The 22,614-nt window shown below is 41.7% G+C and carries 20 protein-coding genes; 11 read left to right on the top strand and 9 right to left on the bottom strand.

Annotation, left to right across the window (positions count from 1 at the left end; all coding sequences use genetic code 11):
* Nucleotides 1-2: 2 nt before the first annotated feature.
* Nucleotides 3-953: a bifunctional metallophosphatase/5'-nucleotidase gene (locus MTP09_RS10525; RefSeq protein ID WP_243548363.1), complete on the bottom strand. Its 951-nt coding sequence runs from the start codon at nucleotides 951-953 to the stop codon at nucleotides 3-5.
* Complete coding sequence (locus MTP09_RS10530) at nucleotides 946-1,716, bottom strand: 5'-nucleotidase C-terminal domain-containing protein (RefSeq protein WP_243548364.1); 771 nt, start codon at nucleotides 1,714-1,716, stop codon at nucleotides 946-948. Before MTP09_RS10530 ends, MTP09_RS10525 begins: the two co-directional genes overlap by 8 nt.
* A 111-nt stretch (nucleotides 1,717-1,827) precedes the next feature.
* Here MTP09_RS10530 and dapA point away from each other — a divergent pair, with 111 nt between their 5' ends.
* Nucleotides 1,828-2,700 (top strand): 4-hydroxy-tetrahydrodipicolinate synthase, encoded by an 873-nt coding sequence (gene dapA / locus MTP09_RS10535; protein ID WP_243548365.1) that lies wholly within the window; start codon nucleotides 1,828-1,830, stop codon nucleotides 2,698-2,700.
* A gap of 106 nt (nucleotides 2,701-2,806) precedes the next feature.
* Here dapA and MTP09_RS10540 read toward each other — a convergent pair whose 3' ends face one another.
* The 3 genes from MTP09_RS10540 to MTP09_RS10550 are packed head-to-tail and all read right to left on the bottom strand — an operon-like array spanning nucleotide 2,807 to nucleotide 5,601.
* Entirely contained in the window at nucleotides 2,807-3,541 is a 735-nt protein-coding gene (locus MTP09_RS10540) for an ABC transporter substrate-binding protein (RefSeq protein WP_243548366.1), read from the bottom strand.
* Nucleotides 3,542-3,594: 53 nt separating this feature from the next.
* Nucleotides 3,595-4,947, bottom strand: coding sequence for a magnesium transporter (gene mgtE, locus MTP09_RS10545; RefSeq protein ID WP_243548367.1), 1,353 nt, complete (start codon nucleotides 4,945-4,947; stop codon nucleotides 3,595-3,597).
* A 48-nt stretch (nucleotides 4,948-4,995) separates the two neighbouring features.
* The gene (locus MTP09_RS10550; RefSeq protein WP_243548368.1) at nucleotides 4,996-5,601 is read right to left on the bottom strand and encodes a pyruvate decarboxylase; all 606 of its coding nucleotides are present in this window, start codon (nucleotides 5,599-5,601) and stop codon (nucleotides 4,996-4,998) included.
* 144 nt (nucleotides 5,602-5,745) lie between these two features.
* On the opposite strand from MTP09_RS10550, the gene rpsO reads away from it, so the two are divergent.
* The gene (rpsO, locus tag MTP09_RS10555; RefSeq protein ID WP_243548369.1) at nucleotides 5,746-6,015 is read left to right on the top strand and encodes a 30S ribosomal protein S15; all 270 of its coding nucleotides are present in this window, start codon (nucleotides 5,746-5,748) and stop codon (nucleotides 6,013-6,015) included.
* Nucleotides 6,016-6,114: 99 nt separating this feature from the next.
* Here the strand turns inward: rpsO and MTP09_RS10560 are convergent, their stop codons facing one another.
* Nucleotides 6,115-6,360: a GlsB/YeaQ/YmgE family stress response membrane protein gene (locus tag MTP09_RS10560; protein WP_243548370.1), complete on the bottom strand. Its 246-nt coding sequence runs from the start codon at nucleotides 6,358-6,360 to the stop codon at nucleotides 6,115-6,117.
* Between the two features lie 233 nt (nucleotides 6,361-6,593).
* Between MTP09_RS10560 and MTP09_RS10565 the strand changes: the two genes are divergently transcribed.
* On the top strand, nucleotides 6,594-8,804 hold the full coding sequence (locus MTP09_RS10565) for a polyribonucleotide nucleotidyltransferase (RefSeq protein ID WP_243548371.1): 2,211 nt from the start codon (nucleotides 6,594-6,596) through the stop codon (nucleotides 8,802-8,804).
* 91 nt (nucleotides 8,805-8,895) lie between these two features.
* Here the strand turns inward: MTP09_RS10565 and alaS are convergent, their stop codons facing one another.
* Both alaS and MTP09_RS10575 read right to left on the bottom strand, forming a co-directional pair.
* Complete coding sequence (gene alaS / locus MTP09_RS10570) at nucleotides 8,896-11,553, bottom strand: alanine--tRNA ligase (protein ID WP_243551646.1); 2,658 nt, start codon at nucleotides 11,551-11,553, stop codon at nucleotides 8,896-8,898.
* 325 nt (nucleotides 11,554-11,878) lie between these two features.
* The gene (locus MTP09_RS10575; RefSeq protein ID WP_243548372.1) at nucleotides 11,879-12,538 is read right to left on the bottom strand and encodes a YceI family protein; all 660 of its coding nucleotides are present in this window, start codon (nucleotides 12,536-12,538) and stop codon (nucleotides 11,879-11,881) included.
* A 76-nt stretch (nucleotides 12,539-12,614) separates the two neighbouring features.
* Here MTP09_RS10575 and MTP09_RS10580 point away from each other — a divergent pair, with 76 nt between their 5' ends.
* The 3 genes from MTP09_RS10580 (at nucleotide 12,615) to MTP09_RS10590 (ending at nucleotide 17,125) form a co-directional block, all read left to right on the top strand.
* Complete coding sequence (locus MTP09_RS10580) at nucleotides 12,615-13,550, top strand: sulfate/molybdate ABC transporter ATP-binding protein (RefSeq protein WP_243548373.1); 936 nt, start codon at nucleotides 12,615-12,617, stop codon at nucleotides 13,548-13,550.
* Nucleotides 13,551-13,854: 304 nt separating this feature from the next.
* On the top strand, nucleotides 13,855-16,755 hold the full coding sequence (locus MTP09_RS10585; RefSeq protein WP_243548374.1) for a proprotein convertase P-domain-containing protein: 2,901 nt from the start codon (nucleotides 13,855-13,857) through the stop codon (nucleotides 16,753-16,755).
* A 67-nt stretch (nucleotides 16,756-16,822) separates the two neighbouring features.
* Nucleotides 16,823-17,125, top strand: coding sequence for a hypothetical protein (locus MTP09_RS10590; protein ID WP_243548375.1), 303 nt, complete (start codon nucleotides 16,823-16,825; stop codon nucleotides 17,123-17,125).
* 32 nt (nucleotides 17,126-17,157) lie between these two features.
* On the opposite strand, the gene MTP09_RS10595 is transcribed toward MTP09_RS10590, so the two are convergent.
* Nucleotides 17,158-17,490, bottom strand: coding sequence for a zinc ribbon domain-containing protein YjdM (locus MTP09_RS10595; protein WP_243548376.1), 333 nt, complete (start codon nucleotides 17,488-17,490; stop codon nucleotides 17,158-17,160).
* Between the two features lie 707 nt (nucleotides 17,491-18,197).
* Between MTP09_RS10595 and MTP09_RS10600 the strand changes: the two genes are divergently transcribed.
* The 5 genes from MTP09_RS10600 to eptA all read left to right on the top strand — a co-directional run bounded on the left by MTP09_RS10600 (nucleotide 18,198) and on the right by eptA (nucleotide 22,519).
* Nucleotides 18,198-18,533: a hypothetical protein gene (locus MTP09_RS10600; RefSeq protein WP_243548377.1), complete on the top strand. Its 336-nt coding sequence runs from the start codon at nucleotides 18,198-18,200 to the stop codon at nucleotides 18,531-18,533.
* Between the two features lie 65 nt (nucleotides 18,534-18,598).
* Nucleotides 18,599-18,775, top strand: coding sequence for a hypothetical protein (locus MTP09_RS10605; protein ID WP_243548378.1), 177 nt, complete (start codon nucleotides 18,599-18,601; stop codon nucleotides 18,773-18,775).
* A gap of 180 nt (nucleotides 18,776-18,955) precedes the next feature.
* Nucleotides 18,956-20,161, top strand: a complete 1,206-nt coding sequence (locus MTP09_RS10610; RefSeq protein WP_243548379.1) for an RsmB/NOP family class I SAM-dependent RNA methyltransferase — start codon at nucleotides 18,956-18,958, stop codon at nucleotides 20,159-20,161.
* A gap of 20 nt (nucleotides 20,162-20,181) precedes the next feature.
* On the top strand, nucleotides 20,182-21,015 hold the full coding sequence (locus tag MTP09_RS10615) for a phosphatase PAP2 family protein (protein WP_243548380.1): 834 nt from the start codon (nucleotides 20,182-20,184) through the stop codon (nucleotides 21,013-21,015).
* Entirely contained in the window at nucleotides 21,002-22,519 is a 1,518-nt protein-coding gene (eptA, locus tag MTP09_RS10620; protein WP_243548381.1) for a phosphoethanolamine--lipid A transferase EptA, read from the top strand. Before MTP09_RS10615 ends, eptA begins: the two co-directional genes overlap by 14 nt.
* The last annotated feature ends 95 nt before the right edge of the window (nucleotides 22,520-22,614 follow it).

The raw sequence follows: 22,614 nt of genomic DNA on the forward strand, positions 1-22,614 counted from the left end.
TTTTAAACTATAATTCTATCATCTATAACATGGTTACTCCATGAAATATTTTTCACGTTTTTGTTTTTATCGAAATAAAAATCGATTTTCCCCAAAAGAAGTCCCGCCCAACCTACTTGGTTGACCAAAACATTTGCCCCATTTTTGTTGGTAAAGGATTGCGGTTCAGGTAAAAAAGTATGAGTATGGCCTCCCAAAATCAGGTCGATACCGCTTGTTTTCGCAGCGAGGATTTTATCTGAAACTTTGGTCGGAACATCCTTAAATTCGTAGCCAAGGTGCGAAAGACAGATCACCATGTCGCATTTCTTCTCGTTTCGAAGAAGATCCGCATAATGCTGTGCAATCTCGATTGGGTCTTGGTAGACAGTTTCTCCGTAGCTTTTCTTTCCAACCAAACCTGCCAATTCGATTCCGACACCGAAAATCCCAACCTTGATTCCACCCTTGTCAAAAACTTTGTAAGGAACGGTTTGCCCATCTAAAATGGTATTCTTAAAATCATAATTGGAGCAGATGAACGGAAATTTCGCATTGGGCAATACTTTCTTAAAACCCTCCAAACCATTGTCGAAATCGTGGTTCCCCATCGTCGCGGCGTCATATCCCATCATCGACATCAGCTTGAATTCCAGTTCGCCACCAAAAAAGTTAAAGTACGGCGTTCCCTGAAAAATATCGCCCGAATCGAGCAAGAGGATATTGTTTTCTTCTTTTCTGAATTTCTGAATCAAAGCGGCTCTTCTTGCAAAACCTCCCTGATTTGGATTTCTGCTGTAGCTCGAATCAAACGGTTCAATCCGGCTGTGCTGATCATTGGTATGAAGAATAGTCAACTTTTTTGCGGAATTCTTCTCGACAATTTTGAGATTTTCCGCCAAAAGCAAATTCGGCACAAGTGTCATCGCCAAAGTTCCGCCACCAATCGTTTTCAGGAATTGCTTTCTATTCATTGGTCTTGTTTTTCTTGTTTTTAAAAAGTAGGCGGATATCTTTCGGAGGTACGATTTCAGAATTCGCTCGGAATTTTTCGATGAAGAGCTCCCTCAACTTTATTCCTGTCGAGATCAGCTCACCTTTACCAAAATAAGCCATATTGTCGCCACCTAACGCCAAATAATCCGATGTCGCGATATAGTAATTTTTCGCCGGCTCCACTTCCTTCCCGTTGATGAGTTCCTTTACCGACATTCCGTTGTCGGTCTCGATATAAAGTCGGGAGACAGGATTGTTTTTCTGTGTTCTGGCATAATAATCGTAAAGCCCCTTCAGATCTGAACCTTTCATTTTTACGATCATCACTTCATTTTCAAACGGCATTACTTCGTAAATATGCTTCATCAAAATATCGCCTTTACCAATCGTGGAACGGATTCCGCCCACATTGATCACTGCCGCGTCAACTCCGCCAGGAATTCCGTTTTTCTTCGCCCAGTCATCCGCACCTTCAAAGGTGTAATCCGCCAAAAGATTTCCAAGGTTACTGTTGTCTCCCTGCTTGTTCAAATCCACCGCGGTGTACGAAATCTTTGTATTCATCTTTCCCTCAAGCTCCACTTTATACGGTTCGATGACCTTTTTAAAAGCAGGATCTTCAGGCAAATCCGTGGTCAATAAAATATTTTTCTCAGTAGCTGCATTCGCGACCGACAAAGCAGTTCTGCATGAAGTGAGCGCCAGGAAAGCCAAAACAGGAATCAGAAATCTGTTCTTCATTAGATAAAATCTTGAGTTGCAAATATAAAGATATGAATATAAACTTGTCTTTTTTTTTCACAAATTCTCTCATTAAATTTTGTAATTTTGAAAACATTAATTCAATTAAAAATGAGCATTTTAAAAGGAGTGGGTGTTGCGTTGGTAACGCCTTTCAATGAGGATTTATCGGTTGATTACGATTCAATGACCAAACTGGTGGATTACAATATTGCAAACGGGACCAATTACCTCGTGGTTTTGGGAACTACCGCAGAAGCTGCAACACTTTCAGCAGAAGATAAAAAGCAGGTAACCGAACATATCGTGAAGATCAACAACGGACGCGTTCCCCTGGTTTTGGGAATCGGCGGAAACAATACTTTGGAAGTAAAAAAACAGATCGAGGAAACCGATCTTTCCGCATTCGAAGCGGTGCTATCTGTGTCGCCATATTACAACAAACCCAATCAGGAAGGACTTTACCAACATTATAAAATTTTGGCGGGAACTGGCAAGAAAATCATCATCTACAATGTTCCATCCAGAACGGGGCAAAATATCGAGCCGTCTACAACGCTGCGTTTGGCAAAAGACTTCCCGAACCTGTACATGATCAAGGAAGCTGCACCGAACATTCTGCAGTACTTTGATATTTTAAGGCAAAAACCTGAAGGATTCAATCTCGTTTCGGGAGATGATGAATATACTTTACCGGTAACTTTAGCCGGTGGAAACGGTGTGATTTCCGTAATCGGACAGGGTTACCCGAAAGAATTCTCAACAATGGTGCAGCTCGCTTTCGACGGAAAAGTGAAGGAAGCATACGAAATCCACAACAAGTTGGTCGAAATTACCCGACTGATTTTCGCGGAAGGAAATCCTGCGGGAATCAAAACTGTTTTGGCAGAAAAGGGAATCATCAAGAATTATCTGCGACTTCCACTGGTTGCGGCGAGTGCAGGTTTGCAGGAAAGAATTAAACAGGAAATGGCGAAGATTTAGCCAATATTAAGCTCAAAGTACTTCCAAAATGGATTGCCACCAATGCACGAGTATTTGTAATTCGTGCATTGACTACGTCGAATCTTCGATTTCCTGGCATTTTTGATTAAAGTTTTGTGGCAACAATTTTTAGCAAGTCATCAAAATACTTCTCGCGTTTCGCCAAATGCGTTCCGAACCATGAGAAAGCTTCACCATCGACCAACATTATTTTCTTGCCCGCAAGCAATTCCTGTAATTCGTCGATATGTTTTTGCTGAAAGGGAAACGGTTCCGAAGAAAGAAAAATACAGTCCGCTTCCTTCATTTCTTCCACTGAAATTTCGGGATATCTTTTTCTGTTTTTAAAAATATTTTCAAACCCAAGCTTCGTTAGAACATCACTAATGAATGTATCTCCACCAACCGTCATATAGGGATTTTTCCAGATCAGATAACAAACTTTTAGTGGAGTTTTTGGCGGAGCAACATTCATCACCTCCTGAATTTTCAGATTGAAGAGTTGCGCCTTTTCCGCCATTCCCAAATGGTTGCCCAACATTTTCAGGAAATAGTAATTGTCTTCTAAATTCCCGACGTTGGTCACCCAAACTTTGAAATCTTTTGCCAGTTCCTCTACCTGTAATTTTTCGTTTTCTTCCTTATTGGCAATGATGAAATCGGGGTTGATGGACTTTATTTTTTCAATGTTCAGGTTTTTTGTACCACCGATGACCTCTACCTCTCTCACCAAATTTTTCGGGTGAATGCAGAATTTGGTTCTTCCCACAATTTGATTTTTGGTCAGTCCAAAATCAAAAAGCGTCTCTGTAATACTCGGAACCAGTGAAATAATTTTCATGAGGAAATCTCGAAAATCCAAAGATAACAATCATTAAACAAACGAAACTGCTTTTACAATAATTTTCCGGTGAGGAAAAGTCCGGCAATCGAGAAGTAGATAATCAGTCCGGTCACATCCACCAAAGTAGCGACAAACGGCGCAGAAGAAGTTGCAGGATCAAGGTTGAACCTTTTCAGAATAAAGGGAACCATCGAACCCGAAAGCGTTCCCCAAAGGACGATCATTGCTAGAGAAATTCCAGCACTTATCCCCACAAAAAGCCAATTCTGACCGTAATCAAACCATCCCATTTTATGCCAGATCATGATTCTGAGGAAACCGATAATCCCAAGAAAAGCACCGAGAACAAATCCTGTCACCAGTTCCTTGCGCATCACCCTCCACCAGTCTTTAATCGTAATTTCCTGAAGCGCCATCGCACGAATGATCAGCGTTGCCGCCTGCGAACCGGAGTTACCGCCACTGGAAATAATCAGCGGGATAAAGAGTGCCAAAACCACAGCTTTTTCGATTTCATTTTCGTAGAAACCCATGACAGAAGCAGTGATCAGCTGCAGAAAGAAAAGCACAATCAGCCAAAGTCCACGCTTCTTGATCATTTCGAACCAATGGGTTTGAATGTAGGGATCATCAAGCGCTTCAACCCCACCGAATTTCTGGATGTCTTCGGTATTCTGTTGTTCGATCTGGTCGAGAATGTCGTCGATCGTTACGATCCCTACCAAAACTCCAGCTTCGGTAACAATCGGAAGTGCGGTTCTGTCATATTTTTCGAAATACTGTACCGCGTCCTCTTTGGAAGTTGTCGTCGTAATCGCCACAAAATGATTGTCGGTAATATCCGAGACCAGATCATCCTCTTCCGCCAGAAGCAGCGAACCGAGTGCGATGTCGTCGATCAGGCGGTTTCTTTCATCGACCACGTAAAGGTGGTTCATCGTTTCCACCTTTTTGCCGACTTTTTTTATTTGCTGAAGACACCTTTTCACCGTCCATTCTTTTCGGATCTGGATGTAGTACGGCGTCATCAACCTCGCAATGGAATCCGCATCGTAACCCAAAAGTTTTAGGGCAATTCTCCTTTCCTGAGGATTGAGGTGGTTGATGGAATACTTGATGAGTTCGTCGGGAAAATCCTCGAAAAGTGCAGTCCTGTCATCCGGAGTCATTGCGTTCAGAATTTCAGAAACCTCTTCGCTGCCGATATTTCTAATCGTATCTTCCTGGAAATCGGGATCAAGGTGCGAAAAAACTTCCGCTTTGTACTGTTTCGGAACTTTCAGGAACGACAAAACCCGTTCTTTAACGGGAAGTTCGCTCAGCGTTTCTGCGATATCTGCCGGATTGAAAATGAGTTCCTGGGTTTCCACAGCAATTTGATAAGAACTGCAAAAATAGCTCAAAATCTTAAAGATTCCGAATTATCAAGGGTGTTTAAAGTTAAAGCATCGTTAATTCTCGATTGGCGGTACGATATCTTTTCGGATTTTCCGCAAATTTTTTCCAAGATTTTTCATGGCACCGTTTGTACCGATTTTAATGGAGTTCTCGGCGGAACCTAAAAGTCGCGCATTTTTTCTGTAGGTGTCGTAATCGGTTTCGGTGATGAAATTGCCTTTTGCGTCGTACAGTTTCAAACTCACCACGACCTGGTTCGAGAAAACATATTTCCCCAATCCCACTTTGAAGAACTTCACTTTGGGAACCACCGCCAAATCTGCGTTATTATTTTCACAAAATTCTCTGATGGACTGAACTTCGGAGGAATCAAAAGGAATATTGGCGTCAACTCTGAGCATTCGGTAATTCCTGAATTTTGCGACCTGGTCTGAAACTGCAGAAAAAAATGAAGAATAGGTAGGTTCCTGAATTTCCGGAATGTCGGGGAAAACTTCAGGATTGAAGTAAATCACCTTCTGAACCTTCGCGTCCCTGTTGAAAATACCCTGTGCTTTTGCCGGATGACAACCGGTAAAAACAGCAAGGATCAGAACTGAAAGTATAGGAAGGAAATAGTTTTTTTTCATTATTCTGTATTGTTGCAAAAATACTGCCATTCAGCGGATTTTCAAAGAAAATTTTAAGATTTTTTTAACACAATTTTCTGTGGCTTTAAAAACTTAACCGACAAAGTTTTTCGAGATTAAAAAAATAGTTGTACTTTTGCACCCGTTACATAATAATCATTAAATAATATTGGAATGTACTTAACAACCGACAAGAAGAAAGAAATCTTCGCAAAACACGGAAAGTCTGATGCAGACACAGGAAGCGCGGAAGGACAAGTTGCCCTTTTCACCTTCAGAATCAACCACTTATCCCAACACCTTAAAAAGAACCAAAAAGATTTCAACACTGAAAAATCTTTGGTGAAACTGGTAGGTAAAAGAAAAAGACTGTTGGATTATCTTAAAAACAAAGATATCAACCGTTACAGAGCGATTATCGCTGAACTTGGTTTGAGAAAATAATCTTCCGAAAGAATTGAAAAAAGCAACTCAGAAATGGGTTGCTTTTTTTTATAAACCTAACAAGTTTCAAAAACTTGTTAGGTTTTAATTTTATTAAGATTAAACTGCCTTACCTCTCGTAAATAAATTCACGATTGCGAGCAAAACAATTGAGCCAACTGCTCCTGTAAGAATCTGACCGATAATTTCTGTACCGAAAGTGGTTCCTAACAACCAATATCCGATAAAACCACCCACGATTCCTACTACGATATTTCCGATTAATCCAAGACTTCCGCCTTTAAAAATTTGTGCACCAAGCCAACCTGCGATGGCTCCGATAATAAGTGTCCATAAAATTCCCATAATAATATTTTTTAATGATTTATGAACGAAGATTCCAATATTATGCCATAACTAACAATCGAACCTGAAAATCTCAAACAACGTCAAAGCAATCCAAACGAACTCAAACCAACTCAAACTCCTTCAAACCACCGTCGGCTAAACCAAGATTTTTCCGTATCTTTGCCCACGAAAATTTAAAGAGATTAAATATTAACCGCACTCAATACGGAGTGCTTAGACGAAACAATTTTATGAATGCTCCACAAGCAATTATTGAAAAATTTCAATTAAAAGACGGGAGAGAAATCTCCATTGAGACTGGACGTCTCGCGAAACAAGCGAACGGTTCAGTAGTCGTAAAATGTGGCGGAACAATGCTTTTAGCAACTGTTGTAGCCAACAAAGACGCAAATCCGGGGGTGGATTTCCTTCCACTTACGGTTGATTACAGAGAAAAATTCTACGCAGGGGGAAAAATCCCTGGAAATTTCTTCAGAAGAGAAGCAAGACCTTCCGACGAAGAAATCTTAACGATGAGATTGGTGGACAGAGTTCTTCGACCGCTTTTCCCTGAAGATTTCCACGCTGAAGTTCAGGTGATGATTTCCCTGATTTCTTATGACAAAGAAGCAATGCCGGAAGATTTGGCTGGATTAGCCGCTTCTGCTGCGATCGCAATTACCGACATTCCTTTCAACGGACCGATGTCTGAAGTAAGAGTGGTAAGAATCGACGGACAGCTTTCCGTAAACCCAAGTTTTGAAAACCTGAAATTGGCGGACCTCGATATTATGGTCGGAGCAACAAAAGACTCAATCGTAATGGTAGAAGGAATTATGGACGAAGTTTCTGAGCAGGAAATGATCGAAGCCATCCAATATGCCCACGACGAAATCAAAGTTCAGATCGCCGCTCAGGAAAGATTGGCGGAAAGAGTTGGGAAAGCGTTCCCAAAAAGAGAGTACTCGCACGAAGAACACAACGAGGAAATCCGCGAAAAAGTTTGGAGAGAAACTTATGATAAAGTTTATGCTGTAGCAAAAACCCCATCTGCAAAAGAAGAAAGACACGACAACTTCGCAGCGGTTCTGGAGGAATTCCTTTCACAATATTCTGAAGAAGAAAGAGCCGAAGTTGAGCCATTCGCGAAAATCTACTACCACGACGTAGAAAAAGAGGCGATGCGCCAAATGATCCTGAACGACAAAATCCGTCTGGATGGACGTGACCCGCAAACAATCCGCCCGATCTGGTCAGAAATCGACTATCTTCCGGGAGCTCACGGTTCTGCAATTTTCACCAGAGGTGAAACGCAATCGTTGACAGCAGTAACTTTAGGTTCCATTAAAGATGCAAATATGGTGGATTCGGTAGCTTCCCAACACGACGAGAAATTCTTCCTCCACTACAACTTCCCTCCGTTCTCAACCGGTGAAGCAAGACCATTGAGAGGAACTTCAAGAAGAGAAGTTGGTCACGGAAACCTTGCTCAGAGAGCACTCCAGAATATGATTCCTGAAGAAAACCCATACACAGTTCGTGTTGTTTCCGATATTTTGGAATCGAACGGTTCATCGTCAATGGCGACAGTTTGTGCAGGAACTTTGGCTTTGATGGACGCGGGAATCCAGATCAAGAAACCGGTTTCCGGAATCGCGATGGGATTGATTACCGATCCGAAGTCGGGCAAATTCACCGTACTTTCTGATATTCTTGGTGACGAAGACCACCTTGGAGATATGGACTTCAAAGTGACCGGAACTGCGGACGGAATCACGGCTTGCCAAATGGACATCAAAATCCAGGGATTGACGATGGATATTATGACCACCGCTTTGAACCAGGCAAAAGAAGGCCGTCTCCACATCCTTGGTGAAATCCTGAAAACCATCGACAAACCAAGAGCCGACGTGAAACCGCACGCTCCGAAAATGGAAGTTCTGGAAATCCCGAAAGACTTCATCGGTGCAGTGATCGGACCTGGTGGAAAAATCATCCAGCAGATGCAGAAAGATTTCGATACCGTAATTGCAATCGAAGAAATCGGCGAGATTGGAAGAATCGAAATTTCCGGTGTAAGCAGAGAAAGCATCAATGCAACCATCGCTGCAATTAATGAAATTACTTTCGTTCCGGTTGTAGGTGAAGTTTATAAAGGAAAAGTGGTGAAAGTGATGGACTTCGGTGCATTCGTAGCAATCGCTAAAGGAACCGAAGGTCTTCTTCACATTTCTGAAATCGAATGGAAAAGATTAGACAAAGTTCCTTATAAAGAAGGCGACGAAGTGGAAGTGAAATTTATGGGTTACGACGACCGTAAGAAAATGAAACTTTCAAGAAAAGTACTTTTACCAAGACCACCAAGACCAGAAGGAAAACCAAGACAGGACCGACCTGAAAGACAGGATCGCCCTCAAAACAACGAGGGACAAAAACCTGAAGGTGCAAACAACGAAGGATAATTAATTCCCTAAACATAGAAATCCCGCTTCGAAGCGGGATTTTTTATTATTTATAACCTTCAAAGATTTAGAATCCTTGAAGATTATTTGATTACAGTTCCAACGCTTTTGCTACCGCTGCATCAATTCCCGACAGATTTTTCCCACCCGCAGTTGCGAAGCCAGGATTTCCGCCGCCACCGCCCTGGATTTCTTTAGCCAGTTCTTTTACAATATTTCCGGCGTGGTATTTTCCGTCCAGATCATCGGAAACTCCTACAGTGATCATCGGCTTTTCTCCCGCATCGGAAATGATTACAGTTATCGAAGTCGGGACTTCTTTTTTCAGCTGGAACACGATGTCTTTCACGCTTCCCGCATCTAAGGAAACTTTTTTAATCAACAGTTTTTTATCTCCGCTTTCTGTAAATTCGTTTTTCCAGTTTGCGGTTTGGGATTTTGTCTTTTCCGCTTTTAGGGATTCGATTTCGGATTTCAACGAGGTGTTTTCCTCCAATAGTTTCTCAACCGATTTCGCGAGATCTTTAGACTTTAATAAAGATGAAATTTCTTTCAGCTGGTTCTCAAGATTAATAAAATACTCCGAAGACTTGTCCCCAGAAATCGCCTCGATTCGGCGGATTCCCGCTGCAGTGGAACTTTCAGTCTGAATTTTGAAATGTCCGATTTCGCCTGTTGATTTCACGTGGGTTCCTCCGCAAAGTTCTTTTGAGCTTCCAAACTGGATCATTCGCACTTTGTCTCCGTATTTTTCACCGAAAAGCATCATCGCGCCTTTCTCAGTAGCTTCGGCAATCGGCAAATCACGGAATTCCTCCAACGAAATATTTTCCTTGATTTTGGAATTCACCTTATTCTCTACCAACTTCAGTTCGTCCTCGCTCATTTTCGAGAAATGCGAGAAGTCGAAACGCAGATAATCGGGGCCCACGAAAGAACCTTTCTGCTCAACATGGGTTCCCAAAACTTCACGCAGCGCTTCGTGCAGCAAATGCGTCACGGAATGGTTTGCCTGGGTATTTTTTCTGTCGGCGTGATTCACCTTCGCAAAGAAAACGACACCCGCATCTTTCGGCAACTCTTTGATCAAAGAAACAATCAGGTTGTTTTCTTTTTTTGTGTCTAAAACTTCGATGATATCCGAACAGTTCGTCACATCGAAAACACTTGGATTCGCGATGTCGAAACCTTCGGTATAACTTGGAATGAGGATTCCGCGGTCGCCGATTTGTCCACCACCTTCTGGATAGAACGGAGATTTCGCCAAAACGATCTGGTAAAACTCGCCGTCTTTGTTCTCGATTTTTCGATATCTGGTGATATAGGTTTCCACTTCGGTTTGGTCGTAGCCGACGAAGATTTCTGGTTTTTCTTCGAGAATTTCCCAATCGTACACTTTCTGTGCGGAAGATTTTTTGGATCGCTGTTTCTGCTTTTCCATCTCCTCGTCGAAACCTTTTTCATCCACGGTTAACTGCTTTTCTTCTGCAATGATCCGCGACAAATCCGCAGGAAAACCGTAAGTATCGTAGAGTTCGAAAACCTCAGTTCCAGGGAGTGTCTTCTCCCCTTTTGCAATGGTTTCATTAATAATGAGGTCGATTCTTTTCAGACCGTGTTCAATGGTTTTCAGGAATGAGGTTTCTTCTTCCTTAATCACTTCGGTCACTAATTTCTCTTGTTTAATGAGTTCTGGGAAAAATGTTCCCATCTCATTTTTAAGGACAGCGACAAGTTCATAAAGAAACGGCTCCTTCATCCCCAAAAATCGATAGGAATACGAAATCGCGCGACGAAGAATTCTGCGGATCACGTAACCTGCTCCACCGTTCGAAGGAAGCTGTCCATCGGCAATTGCAAAAGCAATGGCACGAATATGATCGACCACGACTCGGATCGCGATGTCTTTTTCGTTTTCTAAAATCCCTTCGTATTTCTTGCCCGAAAGTTCCTCCACTTTTGAAATTAAAGGGGTGAAAACGTCGGTATCGTAATTTGATTTTTTTCCCTGTAATGCCATACAAAGACGCTCAAATCCCATTCCTGTATCGACGTGCTGTTTCGGGAGTTTTTCGAGCGATCCGTCTGCTTTTCTGTTGAACTCCATAAATACGAGGTTCCAGATTTCCACCACTTGCGGATGGTCGTTATTGACCAAATCCAGACCGGAGATTTTTGCTTTTTCTTCTTCCGAACGCAGATCCACGTGGATTTCGGAACATGGACCGCAAGGACCGCTTTCGCCCATTTCCCAGAAATTATCTTTTTTATTTCCGTTAATGATGCGGTTTTCGGCGATATGTTCCTTCCAGAAATTGTAGGCATCGGAATCTCTTTCGAGATTTTCAGCAGCGTCTCCTTCAAAGATCGTCACATACAGGTTTTCTTTTGGGATTTTGTAAACTTCCGTCAACAGCTGCCAAGCAAATTCGATCGCCTCTTTTTTGAAATAATCTCCGAAAGACCAATTCCCCAACATTTCAAACATCGTGTGGTGATAGGTATCGCGACCTACATCATCCAAATCGTTGTGTTTCCCCGAAACGCGGAGACATTTCTGCGTGTCGGCAATGCGAACACTGGACGGTTCTTTGTAACCCAGGAAGTAATCCTTGAATTGCGTCATCCCCGAATTGGAGAACATCAGCGTTGGATCGTCTTTCAGACCAATCGGTGCGGAAGGTACAATCTGGTGTCCTTTTTCTTTAAAGTAATCTAAAAATTGCTGGCGTATCTGTTGTGAAGTCATATCTATTGCTTTCTGCTGTCGGCTTCCGATAATTATCGGAACTGCTGTCAGCATTTGGTAAGTGTGCAAATTTAGTGATTTTTTGGATGATTTGTATTTAGAAATATTGCTTTAATCCTTCTGTAACATATTCCAAACTTTATTAAATTTTCGATTTTCTAAATAAACCTAAATTTGATTACCCCGACCCTAAAAGGAGCAAATTTAGGTTTATTTAGAACGCAATTCTCAGTTCTCTGCGGTGACCCGAGTTTTTTTTCAATAAAAAATCCGCCCCATAAAAAACGAGATGGATTCACATCAATATTAACTTAACTAATTCTTTCTATTTCTTTTCCATCGCCTTGATCAGGATCTGCACATTCACCTCATCTTTGATGACACCGTTTGCTACCGGCATCTGGAATTTCACCCCAAACTCTTCGCGGTTGATGTCTTTCGGTTCTGTTGCGATGCTCACTTCGCCTTCTTTCACGGAAACGTTGGCATTAAACTGCACAGGTTTAGTAATCCCCTTGATCGTCAAATTTCCGTCTAAAGTTGTGTTATAATCACCAGTATCATTGTTGGTCACCTTGGTAATTTCGTAGGAAGCGGTCGGGAATTTTTCTACCTCGAAGAAGTCGCCACTTTTCAGGTGGCCTTCGAGTTTTGCTTTTTGTTCCGCATCATCCTTCATATCGACATTTTCGAGCGAAGCCATATCTGCCACGAATTTTCCGCTTTCGAGTTTTCCATCTTTCACGGTGATGTCGCCGCTTTCAAACTTGATCGTACCGAAATGGCTTGTATTATCACTTTTCACGACTTTATAACCTTTCCACTCGATTTTGCTGTTGAGCGTATCGATTACGTAACCGCTACCTTCGGTTGTCGTGGTAACTTCAGTGGTTTCGCTGGTCACAGGTTTGTCTTTACCGCAAGAAATGAGAACACCGCCTGCAATTAATGCTGAAAGCGCAGTTGTTGAAATTATTTTTTTCATCAGGAACAAAGTTTTATAACAGTCGCTAAAATAACAAAAAAAACCGAATTAACCGTAAATATCTTATTTTTGCAGGATGCTTTTAGAAATCAGCCATTTATTTTTTTCGTATTCTGAAGAGAAGCCGCTTTTTCAAAATCTCAATTTAAGGATTGATGAAGGAAAAACCATTGCACTTGCCGGTGAAAGCGGATGCGGAAAATCGACATTAATCAGCTTGATTTATGGCTTGCTCGATTGGGGAAAAGGAGAGATTATCTTTGATGGACAAAAGCTTTTCGGCCCGAAGAAAAACATCGTTCCGGGAGAAAGCGGGATGAAACTTGTGGCCCAGAATTATGATTTGATGCCGTATGCAACCGTTGCAGAAAATGTCGGAAAGTTTCTTTCGAATATTAATTTGGACGAAAAAAAGCAAACCGTGAAAGAACTTCTGGAAGTGGTGGGTTTGACGGAATATGAAAATGTGCTCCCAAAATATCTGAGCGGCGGGCAACAGCAACGGGTTTCGATTGCGCGCGCTCTTTCGGTGATGCCGAAACTTCTTTTGCTGGACGAACCTTTCAGCAATATCGATTATTCGCGGAAAGTTGAACTTCGCGAACGGCTTTTTAAGTATGTGAAGGAAAAGAAAATTTCATTAATCATCTCCACTCACGAAATTCAGGAAGTGATGCCGTGGCTGGACCAAATCGTGGTGCTGCAGGATGGAAGATTAATCCAAAACGACGCCCCGGAAGAAACGTACCGAAATCCGTACAACGAATATGTAGCACGGCTTTTCGGCGAGGTGAATGTTTTTAACGATGAAGAAAAGAAAGCATTTGGAGTCGAGAAAAGCTTCTACTTCCCTACCGAAATCAAAATTGCAGAAAACGGGCTTAAAGCTGAAGTTGTTGAAAGCAGATTCGGCGGAAACCACTATTGGAACAAGATTTCGGCAAACGGCAAAACCTTGACTGTTTTTAGCGAACATCAACTGAAAGATTCTGTACATCTTTTGTTCAAATAAAATTGGATTTCTTTTTTGAAAATCGAAAAATATTTGTATCTTTATTCCTCCCAAATAAGGAAATTTTTGGTTAATTCTCTTTCTGCCTTTAAGACGAAATTAGCTCGATGCACTCGACAACCAGTCTTTAGAAATGGAACCCTGTCCAAATCTTTCCTTTTTTTTTATTTCCTAAAGAACTGTGCTAAACCATTGTGTTTTCTGCTGTTTTTTGATTTGCTTTATATTTTAAAGCATAAAAAATCATGAACTTTTGAAAAAAAACCGTAATTTAGAGCACTTTAATTTAACCCAAAATATTTCTATGAAAACAAAATTTTACCGTCTGCTAACGCTCGCTGCATTCCTCACGGTTGCTTTGTTCAGCGCGCAAGATGCAAAGGGACCAACCTTCATCGGTACTGCCGACAAAATGTTTGTTGCTCCCGCAATTTCCACGCTGAAGAATCCTGAGGTCTTCGTGAGTGTGGAAAAAGAAATGAAAGACCGACGTTTCTACAAACACGAAATCGTACCGGGAAAAGACCCGCAGAAAACTGACGACCATTTCGTACTGAACCGTCACGAACTTGAAGGAAAGATCCCCGGAAAAACGCCAAGTCTTGTTTTTGATGCGGCTGCTTCTACTTCGCAACCAACAGACCCTGCCTTAGCAGTGGGACCCGATCACGTATTTGTGGTATTCAACACCGGTTTCATTATTTATGACAAAAACGGAACTGCTTTGACCGGTCAATTGACCCCATCAAACATTTTCGGAACCAACGGGTGCTGCGACCTTACTGCTTCTTATGACCATGTTGCTCAAAGATGGGTTGTATCGCTTCTTGGAAATGGTGCTTATGTTGCTGTTTCGAAAACCAGCAATCCTGTAACTACTCAATGGAATGTTTACCAGTATTCGGCAGTGAACGACTACCAGAAACTTTCTGTGTGGAGCGACGGATATTATATGACAGACAACACCTCATCAACCAACAAGATTTATGCTTTCGAAAGAGAAAAAATGCTTGCAGGTGATCCGGCAGCAAAAATCCTTGCGTTTCCTTTACCGGGAATCGTAACTTCAGGATTTTTCAGCCCACAATTTCTGACACTTTCTGATACCAACGCACCGTCTCCAGGAAATGTGCCTGTAGTCTATATGCAGGATGATGCTTGGAGCGGAGTATCGCAGGATCATATCAAATTATGGAATCTTAATGTAAACTGGGCAACTCCAGCGAGTTCGACCATTTCTCAACCAGTTCAGATTAACATCCAACCTTTTATTGGTGTTTTTGACGGAGGAAGTTTTTATAATTTGGTGCAGCCGAATGGAGGAGCAACGATTGATGCGCTTCAGGCAACTATCATGAATCAGGCGCAGTTCAGAAAATTTGCGACCCATAACTCCGCAGTATTCAATTTCGTGGTTGACACAGATGCCTCTGCCGCAAAAAGAGCGGGAATCAGATGGATTGAACTTCGACAGTCGGGAGACGGACAACCTTGGTCGCTCTATCAAGAAGGAACCTATACTGCAGCCGCAGGAAAACATGCATGGAACGCAAGTTTGATTATGGATATGCAGGGAAATATCGGTATGGGATATACCGCAATGGGCGGAACAGCAAATAAGTTTGTCGGTTCCTACTATACTGGCCGAAAAGCCAATGATCCACTTGGAACAATGACTATTGCTGAAACCATCATCAAAGAAGGAAACGCAAATATTCCTGGAGGAAGATATGGTGACTACTCAAAAATCGACATCGACCCATCCGACAACAAGACGATGTGGTACGACACCGAATACATGAATAACGGCAGAAAAAACGTGATCGGTGTTTTCAAGATCGCGCCTAACTATTTGAAAGATGTAGGCGTGGTGAGTATTGATACTCCGGTAACCGGAGCTTTAACCAATGCTGAAACTGTAAAAGTTAAAATCTATAATTTCGGTGAAAACCCACAATCTAACATTCCGGTTTCGTTCAAAGTTAATGGTGCCACAATTGCCACAGAAACCTATACAGGAACTATCGCGCCAGCTGCAACTGTTGACTATACCTTTACTGCAAAAGCAAATCTCAGCACTGAAGGACAGACTTATGCAATCGCGGCGGAAACTTCTCTCGCAGGTGACGAAGACCTTACCAATAATGGTATTACTAAAAACGTAACTCACGTCTTCCAATGGGATGCGAGCATGGACGAAATCACAGCTCCAGTTTCCGGCGGATTCCTGAACTCACAACCGATCAAGGTGAAAGTTTCCAACAAAGGAACACAAACCATTACCAGTCTTCCTGTTGCTTATAATGTGGACGGCGGATCATGGGTGAACGAAACCATCACAACCCCGATTCCTGCAGGTGGAACATTTGATTACACTTTCACTGCACCGTTTAATTTCTCGCAGATCAAATCCTACAATGTGACCGCGAAAACGATGCTACCAAATGATTCTGTTCCAACCAATGACGAGATCAGCAAAACGGTTGTGAATTCTGCTTGCTACACCTCTACCAATAATACCCAATACCCGATTGGACCAGGTTCCGGTGTGGTAACGAATTCAGTAATCAGCCAAACCGGTATTGGTAATATTACTAAGGTTAAAGTAAAAGTGAACCTTACACACACCTGGGTTGGAGATGTTGAAATGAAATTAATCGGACCAGACAATACCGAGGTAATGCTTGCCAACAGAAGAGGTTCTTCTGGAGACAACTACACGAATACCATTTTTGATGACGATGCTACAACTGCCATTTCTTCTGGAACCCCTCCTTTTACGGGAACATTCAAGCCAGAGTCACCACTTTCTGCTTTCAACGGAAAACCAATCACCGGAAACTGGACACTGAGAATCACCGACAAAGCAAACGGGGACGGAGGACAGTTACTAAACTGGTCACTGGAACCATGTTCCGATGCAGTACTTGCAGTTTCCCAAACCGATGTTGATAGCAATAAAGTGCAGGTAGTGAACGTTGGAAACAACAAATTCAAAGTGATATTGAAAGACAAAGCCATTACCGGAAACGTTAACATGAACCTGTATAACGGTGCAGGACAACAAGTTTTGGTTAAGAGACTAAACAAAACTACCGGCGAATACTCTACAGAATTCGATATGTCGTATGCTCCGAAAGGACTTTACATCGTTAAGCTTTCCGACGGAACCAACAACTTCTCGAAGAAAATTCTGGTAAAATAATTAATGTGAAATACTAACCAAAGAAGCTGCTGAGAAATTCAGCAGCTTTTTTTTAAAACCTATTGAGATGAAAATAGTAATATTGTGTTCCCTGTTTACAGTATTTTCCTGCACAACAATTTCGCAGAACACAGTCAGCACAAATCCTGGTCCGGAAAAATTTACGGAAATGACCGCCATTAAGAAAGACAAATGCCAGTTTCTGCTGAAAGATCAGTCGCAGCAACAATACGAAGTTCAGAACATCACCTCAAGAATTGTGGGACTGAAAGACGGCCAAAAAGTTTGGATTACGTACCAACCATTAAGAAGAATGTCTCAATGCGGCGCACAACCGATTGAGATCACGGAAGTTTATCAGGGAAAATAAAAACAGAAAACCGGAGCAAAACTTCGGTTTTTTTATGCTTTCTTCACAAATTCAGATTTCAGCGCCATCGAACCGAAACCGTCGATTTTGCAGTCGATATTGTGGTCGGAATCTGGGCGGAGACGGATGTTCTTCACCTTTGTTCCCGCTTTCACCGGTTTGGGCGCACCTTTCACCGGCAAATCTTTAATCACCGTCACGGAATCGCCATTTTGCAGCTCATTTCCGTTTGAATCAAAAACTTTCTCGGCACTGTCGGTCTCCTTTGGATCCCACTCTTGGAAACATTGGGAGCAAACCATCAGATTATCCTGCTCATAAGTAAACTCCGATTGGCATTTCGGGCAAAGTAGTGTGTCGCTCATTTTTTTCTTTTTTGCAAAAATAGGACTTTAATTTTAGTGGAAACCGCTTCAAAGAGATTATGAAATTATTTTGCCACTATAATCTTGCCACTAATGCACGAATGAAAAATCCAAAATAATAAACCGCAAAGATTTTCTTTCAAGACTCAAAATAAAGTTAAACAAAGATTGCGGATAAATCCGTTGATTAACCTCGCTTCAATAATTCGGTTTACCGGGGAAATTTTGTGTGGTTTCTCTCGCGGATTGCGGGGATTACGCTGATCTTATTTTATTTGCCACTAATGCACGAATGATGATTTCAAAACTTTTATCGCAAAGATTTCATTTTCATCATTCAAATTTTAGTCGAGAAGAGTCTTCGGATAAATCCGTTGATTAGCGCGCTTCATCAATTCGCTTTAGCGGATAAGACTTTGCCATCTTAAAATAAAGAATGATTTAGATAATTCTTTGCAGTTTATATTCTCGCAGATTGCGGGGATTGCAGGGATTGCGCTGATCGTGAACTTTGGCAAAGTTGATAACCTCAATAGTTGAAATCTAAAAGATAATTATTACATCAATCAAATGTTAACAATTTTATAAAAACGGTAGATTTTACCTTGAAACAAATTAATCTTGAATTACACTCAATAAAATTTATATTTCATCATCAATTTCCACCTGTTCGCCATGTAAAACCTCAATGAGTAGCATTAAAAAAATTGCTTTATTTTCTGCTGCCGGTTCTTCTTTCCGTGAATGCATTTGCCCAAAAAGACAGAACTCAAGACAGTTTGCAAAATATTCTGAAGAAAAACCCCAGCGATATTTATACACAGAAATCACTATTGTACCACTATGTGAAAAAAGCAGATACCGCACTGCTAAAAAGAGAACTCGCAAAAGCTGGTGAAACTTTTAAAAATAATGAGGATTACTCGCAGTTTGTGAAGGTCAACACAGTGTATATCGACATCATCAAAGGGAACACGGAACTTGCCACAAAAAAATCGGTGAATTTGAAAAGCACCTTTCGCCGAACAAAAATTTTCCTCTAACAACGTTTACCATAAACTCCATTAAAGGATATCTGCAGACCCGCGAAGGAAACCATCAACTTGCATTGGAAAATTACGAGAAAATCACCAATACCATTAATGAAAACAAGCTGGAAAAGAAGCATTTCGTAACCGATTACCTGAACTATGGAAACACGCTAATTGGTTTAGGACAGTACGAGAAAGCACTGCAAATCCTTTTCGAAACCGTATCTACCAAACGGGAAATAATATACTACTAAAAATAATCATTCACATATCGTTCCAAAGCCGCCACTCGCGGCTTTGCTTTTTTTCACATTCCACACAAAATTCCAGCAAACTCCTACCCTTCCAATTCCCGCCCCAACTTCCACCCAAAAACCCTATTTTTGCAGAAATTTGCAGAAAGCTGATTGCCGACTGCCGAAAGCATATAACAAATGGAACTCATCCACCGCAACCTCCTGATCGGGATCCACGACTCGCTGCAGGAAACCTTCTTCGAAAAAAATAAATACGCCGACAAAGTCATCGAGCGGCTCCTGAAATCCCACAAAAAATGGGGAAGCCAGGACAGAGCCGTGGTTTCGGAGATTTTCTATAATATTATCCGTTGGAAAAGACGATTGGAGTATTATATGGGAGAAGGCGTGAAACCAGGCAATATCTACAAGTTGATTTTGGCGTATCTGCTGTGGAGCAAAACCCATTACAAAAAATTTGAGGAGTTTGAGGGAATCAAGATTGCCGATATTCTGACTAAACTCAAGAAAGGAACCGTTCCCACCAAAGCCATCGAATACTCGATTCCCGACTGGCTCGCCGAAACTTTAGAAAAAGAACTCGGCAAAAACTGGGAGAAGGAAATGGACGCGCTTAACGAACAGGCGCCGACAATCCTTCGTGCAAACACCTTGAAGACGACGCCGAAACATCTCGTGGAAGAACTGAAGGAAGAAAACGTTCAAAGTTTCCAGATCAGAAACTATCCCGACGCAGTGCAGCTCGAGGAGAAGAAAAACGTGTTCCTCACCTCTGCTTTTAAGGAAGGTTTGTTTGAAGTTCAGGATGCTTCCTCGCAGAAAATCGGCGAATTCCTCGATGTGAAGGAAGGAATGCGCGTCGTAGATGCTTGCGCAGGTGCAGGTGGAAAAACTTTGCATTTGGCGGCATTGATGAAAAACAAGGGACAAATCATCGCCCTCGATATTTTCGAGTGGAAACTGGCGGAACTGAAACGCCGCGCCAAAAGAGCCGGAGCTCACAATATTGAAACACGATTCATCGAAGACAATAAAGTCATCAAGCGGCTTCACGAAAAAGCAGACCGTCTCCTGATCGACGCGCCGTGTTCAGGTTTGGGAGTGCTGAAGAGAAACCCCGACTCCAAATGGAAAATTGACCAGGACTTCATCGACAGAATTAAAGGCGAACAGCAGCAAATCCTGCAGGACTACTCGAAAATGTTGAAGAAAGGCGGAAAAATGATTTATGCGACCTGCTCCATTTTACCCTCAGAAAACAACAAACAGGTTGAAGTTTTTCTGAAAAACAATCCTGAATTCCAGTTAGTAAAAGACCAGAAGATAATGCCGAGTGAAGGTTTCGACGGATTTTATATGGCGCTGATCGAAAGAACTCAATAATCTGTAATTTGGCCAAAATAATGCTTATGAACAATACAGTAACCGACAACTATGACAAGCTGAAATATTCGCTTTTTATTTTGCCTCTGCTTTTGTTGGCCGCCATTGCATTTTATCTTTATTCGCAACATTCGCTTTCCACAGAGGGTTATATCAACATTCAGAAAGACTGGTTCTATTCCATGAATGGCGAACTGTCACAATTCCCCGAAACGGAATTCAACCTCACGCAGATCGGCGACTCGCTGATTTCTCTTTCATTGTTGGCGGTTTTTGTCATTTATGCCCCTAAAATTTGGGAAGCCGTAGTGTCTGCATCACTGGTTTCTTTACTTTTCTCTCAACTGTTCAAGAAACTATTTTCCGTTCCGCGACCGGCTGCAGCTTTCGACAACAGCACTTTCGAGATTATCGGCAAAACGTTGAACGGACACAGCAGTTTACCATCGGGACATTCCATCACCATTTTCACGATGCTCACTGTTTTGATGTTCGGTTTTATGCCGCAAAAACTTCTTCTAAAAATCTTTTGGTTCATCCCGTTTATCATCTTAGGATTGGTTTTGGTTCTCACCAGAGTCGGCGTTGGAGCACACTACCCGCTCGACACCATCATTGGCGGAATTATCGGCTATATCTCAGGAATTTCAGGAATCTTCATCAGCAGGAAATATAAAATCTTCAGCTGGATCGGCAACCGAAAATTTTACCCGATTTTTATGGTGTTGTTCCTGGTTTGTGCCATCATAACCATTATTAAAATTACAGAAAACAACTTGCCCGTTTTTTACTGTTCCACTTTCAGTCTGCTTGTCGCACTGTTTTTAATCACCCGAAAATATGTTCAAAAATAATATCAGTTTACTGCGCTTTTCGCTGATTATGAGTGTGATTAATTTTGCACTTTTTCACTACCCATTTTTTAAGTACGTTTTCACAAACCTCGACTACAAAAGCTTTAACGGTGTTTTAATGATCGTGAGCTTAATCATTTTGATGGTGGTCGCAAACGCGTTTGTGTACTACCTTTTTCTCTTTATTTCACAACCTGTCGGAAAATTTCTGATGGTTCTCACCTTCATCATCAGTTCGATATCGGTGTATTTCATCAACACTTATGGCGTGATTATCGACGAAAGTATGATCGGGAATGTCTTTAACACCAAATACAGCGAGGCAAGCAGTTTCTTCTCCTGGAAATTTGTGGCGTATGTCATCTTTTTTGGAATCCTACCCTCTATTTATATTATTAAGGCAAAAATCATTAAACCGACCGTAAAAAGGTTTTTCATCAATATTGGTTTAACGCTCCTATTTATGTTGGTCGCAGTTTTCATCAATGCGGCAAACTGGCTATGGATCGACAAAAACTCCAAGCAACTCGGCGGTTTGGCAATGCCGTGGTCTTATTCGGTAAATGCTGCCCTTTTCCAAATCCATAAATACAAGGAGAACAAAAAGGAAATCCTGCTTCCAAATGCAACCATCAAAGACAAAAAGAAATCGGTGGTCGTACTGGTAATCGGTGAATCAGCCAGAAGCCAAAACTTCTCTCTTTATGGTTACGGAAAAAACACCAACCCGCTTCTTTCCAAAACGGAGAATGTTTTTCATTTTAATGCAACTTCGTGTGCAACCTACACAACGGCGGGAGTGAAATGCATTCTCGAACACAAAGATACGGGTGATCTCTATGAAATTCTGCCGAATTATCTCGACAGAAACGGTGTAGATGTCGTTTGGCGCACCACCAATTGGGGAGAACCGCCTGTACACATCAAAAATTACCAGACGACGGAAGTTCTTTCGCGCGACTGTAAAACCAACTGCAACTACGATGAAATCCTGCTCACCAATCTCAAAGAGCAGATTCTTTCAAGCACCAAAGACAAATTCCTGATCATCTTGCATACCAGTACAAGTCACGGACCGACCTACAGCAAGAAATATCCTGCGAGATTCGAAACTTTCAAGCCAGTCTGCAACAGTGTGGAATTGGGGCAATGTTCGCAGGAAGAGCTGATCAATGCTTACGACAACACGATTGTTTATACTGATTATCTGCTTCACAAAATCATCGAGGATCTGAAACAACTCAACGGATTTGAAAGCACGATGATGTTTGTCTCTGACCACGGTGAATCATTGGGCGAGAAAAATCTCTATATGCACGGCGTTCCGATGAGTTTTGCACCAAAGGAACAAATCGAAATCCCCTTCATTGTTTGGGTAAGCGAAAATTCTAAAAAACTGAAACCCAACAATAATCTTTCCCAAAATCATGTTTTCCACAGCGTTTTAAATTTCCTTGGAATAGAAAGCCCGATCTATGATGAGAAGATGAATATTTTTGAATAGGTTGAGGTTACGGTTAAGGTTGAGGTTGAGGTTGAGAAAAAAACAAACCCGTTCAGGAATTGCTGAAAGGGTTTGTTGTTATTACAATTTGTCTT

The organism is Chryseobacterium suipulveris (assembly GCF_022811685.1).
GTDB classification, from domain to species: Bacteria; Bacteroidota; Bacteroidia; order Flavobacteriales; family Weeksellaceae; genus Kaistella; species Kaistella suipulveris.

Coding starts and splice junctions, on each gene's coding strand:
- MTP09_RS10525 (WP_243548363.1), bottom strand. CDS start 953: ATGAATAGAAAGCAATTCCTGAAAACGATTGGTGGCGGAACTTTGGCG.
- MTP09_RS10530 (WP_243548364.1), bottom strand. CDS start 1,716: ATGAAGAACAGATTTCTGATTCCTGTTTTGGCTTTCCTGGCGCTCACT.
- dapA (WP_243548365.1), top strand. CDS start 1,828: ATGAGCATTTTAAAAGGAGTGGGTGTTGCGTTGGTAACGCCTTTCAAT.
- MTP09_RS10540 (WP_243548366.1), bottom strand. CDS start 3,541: ATGAAAATTATTTCACTGGTTCCGAGTATTACAGAGACGCTTTTTGAT.
- MTP09_RS10550 (WP_243548368.1), bottom strand. CDS start 5,601: ATGGCAGTATTTTTGCAACAATACAGAATAATGAAAAAAAACTATTTC.
- rpsO (WP_243548369.1), top strand. CDS start 5,746: ATGTACTTAACAACCGACAAGAAGAAAGAAATCTTCGCAAAACACGGA.
- MTP09_RS10560 (WP_243548370.1), bottom strand. CDS start 6,360: ATGGGAATTTTATGGACACTTATTATCGGAGCCATCGCAGGTTGGCTT.
- MTP09_RS10565 (WP_243548371.1), top strand. CDS start 6,594: ATGAATGCTCCACAAGCAATTATTGAAAAATTTCAATTAAAAGACGGG.
- alaS (WP_243551646.1), bottom strand. CDS start 11,553: ATGACTTCACAACAGATACGCCAGCAATTTTTAGATTACTTTAAAGAA.
- MTP09_RS10575 (WP_243548372.1), bottom strand. CDS start 12,538: ATGAAAAAAATAATTTCAACAACTGCGCTTTCAGCATTAATTGCAGGC.
- MTP09_RS10580 (WP_243548373.1), top strand. CDS start 12,615: ATGCTTTTAGAAATCAGCCATTTATTTTTTTCGTATTCTGAAGAGAAG.
- MTP09_RS10585 (WP_243548374.1), top strand. CDS start 13,855: ATGAAAACAAAATTTTACCGTCTGCTAACGCTCGCTGCATTCCTCACG.
- MTP09_RS10590 (WP_243548375.1), top strand. CDS start 16,823: ATGAAAATAGTAATATTGTGTTCCCTGTTTACAGTATTTTCCTGCACA.
- MTP09_RS10595 (WP_243548376.1), bottom strand. CDS start 17,490: ATGAGCGACACACTACTTTGCCCGAAATGCCAATCGGAGTTTACTTAT.
- MTP09_RS10610 (WP_243548379.1), top strand. CDS start 18,956: ATGGAACTCATCCACCGCAACCTCCTGATCGGGATCCACGACTCGCTG.
- MTP09_RS10615 (WP_243548380.1), top strand. CDS start 20,182: ATGCTTATGAACAATACAGTAACCGACAACTATGACAAGCTGAAATAT.
- eptA (WP_243548381.1), top strand. CDS start 21,002: ATGTTCAAAAATAATATCAGTTTACTGCGCTTTTCGCTGATTATGAGT.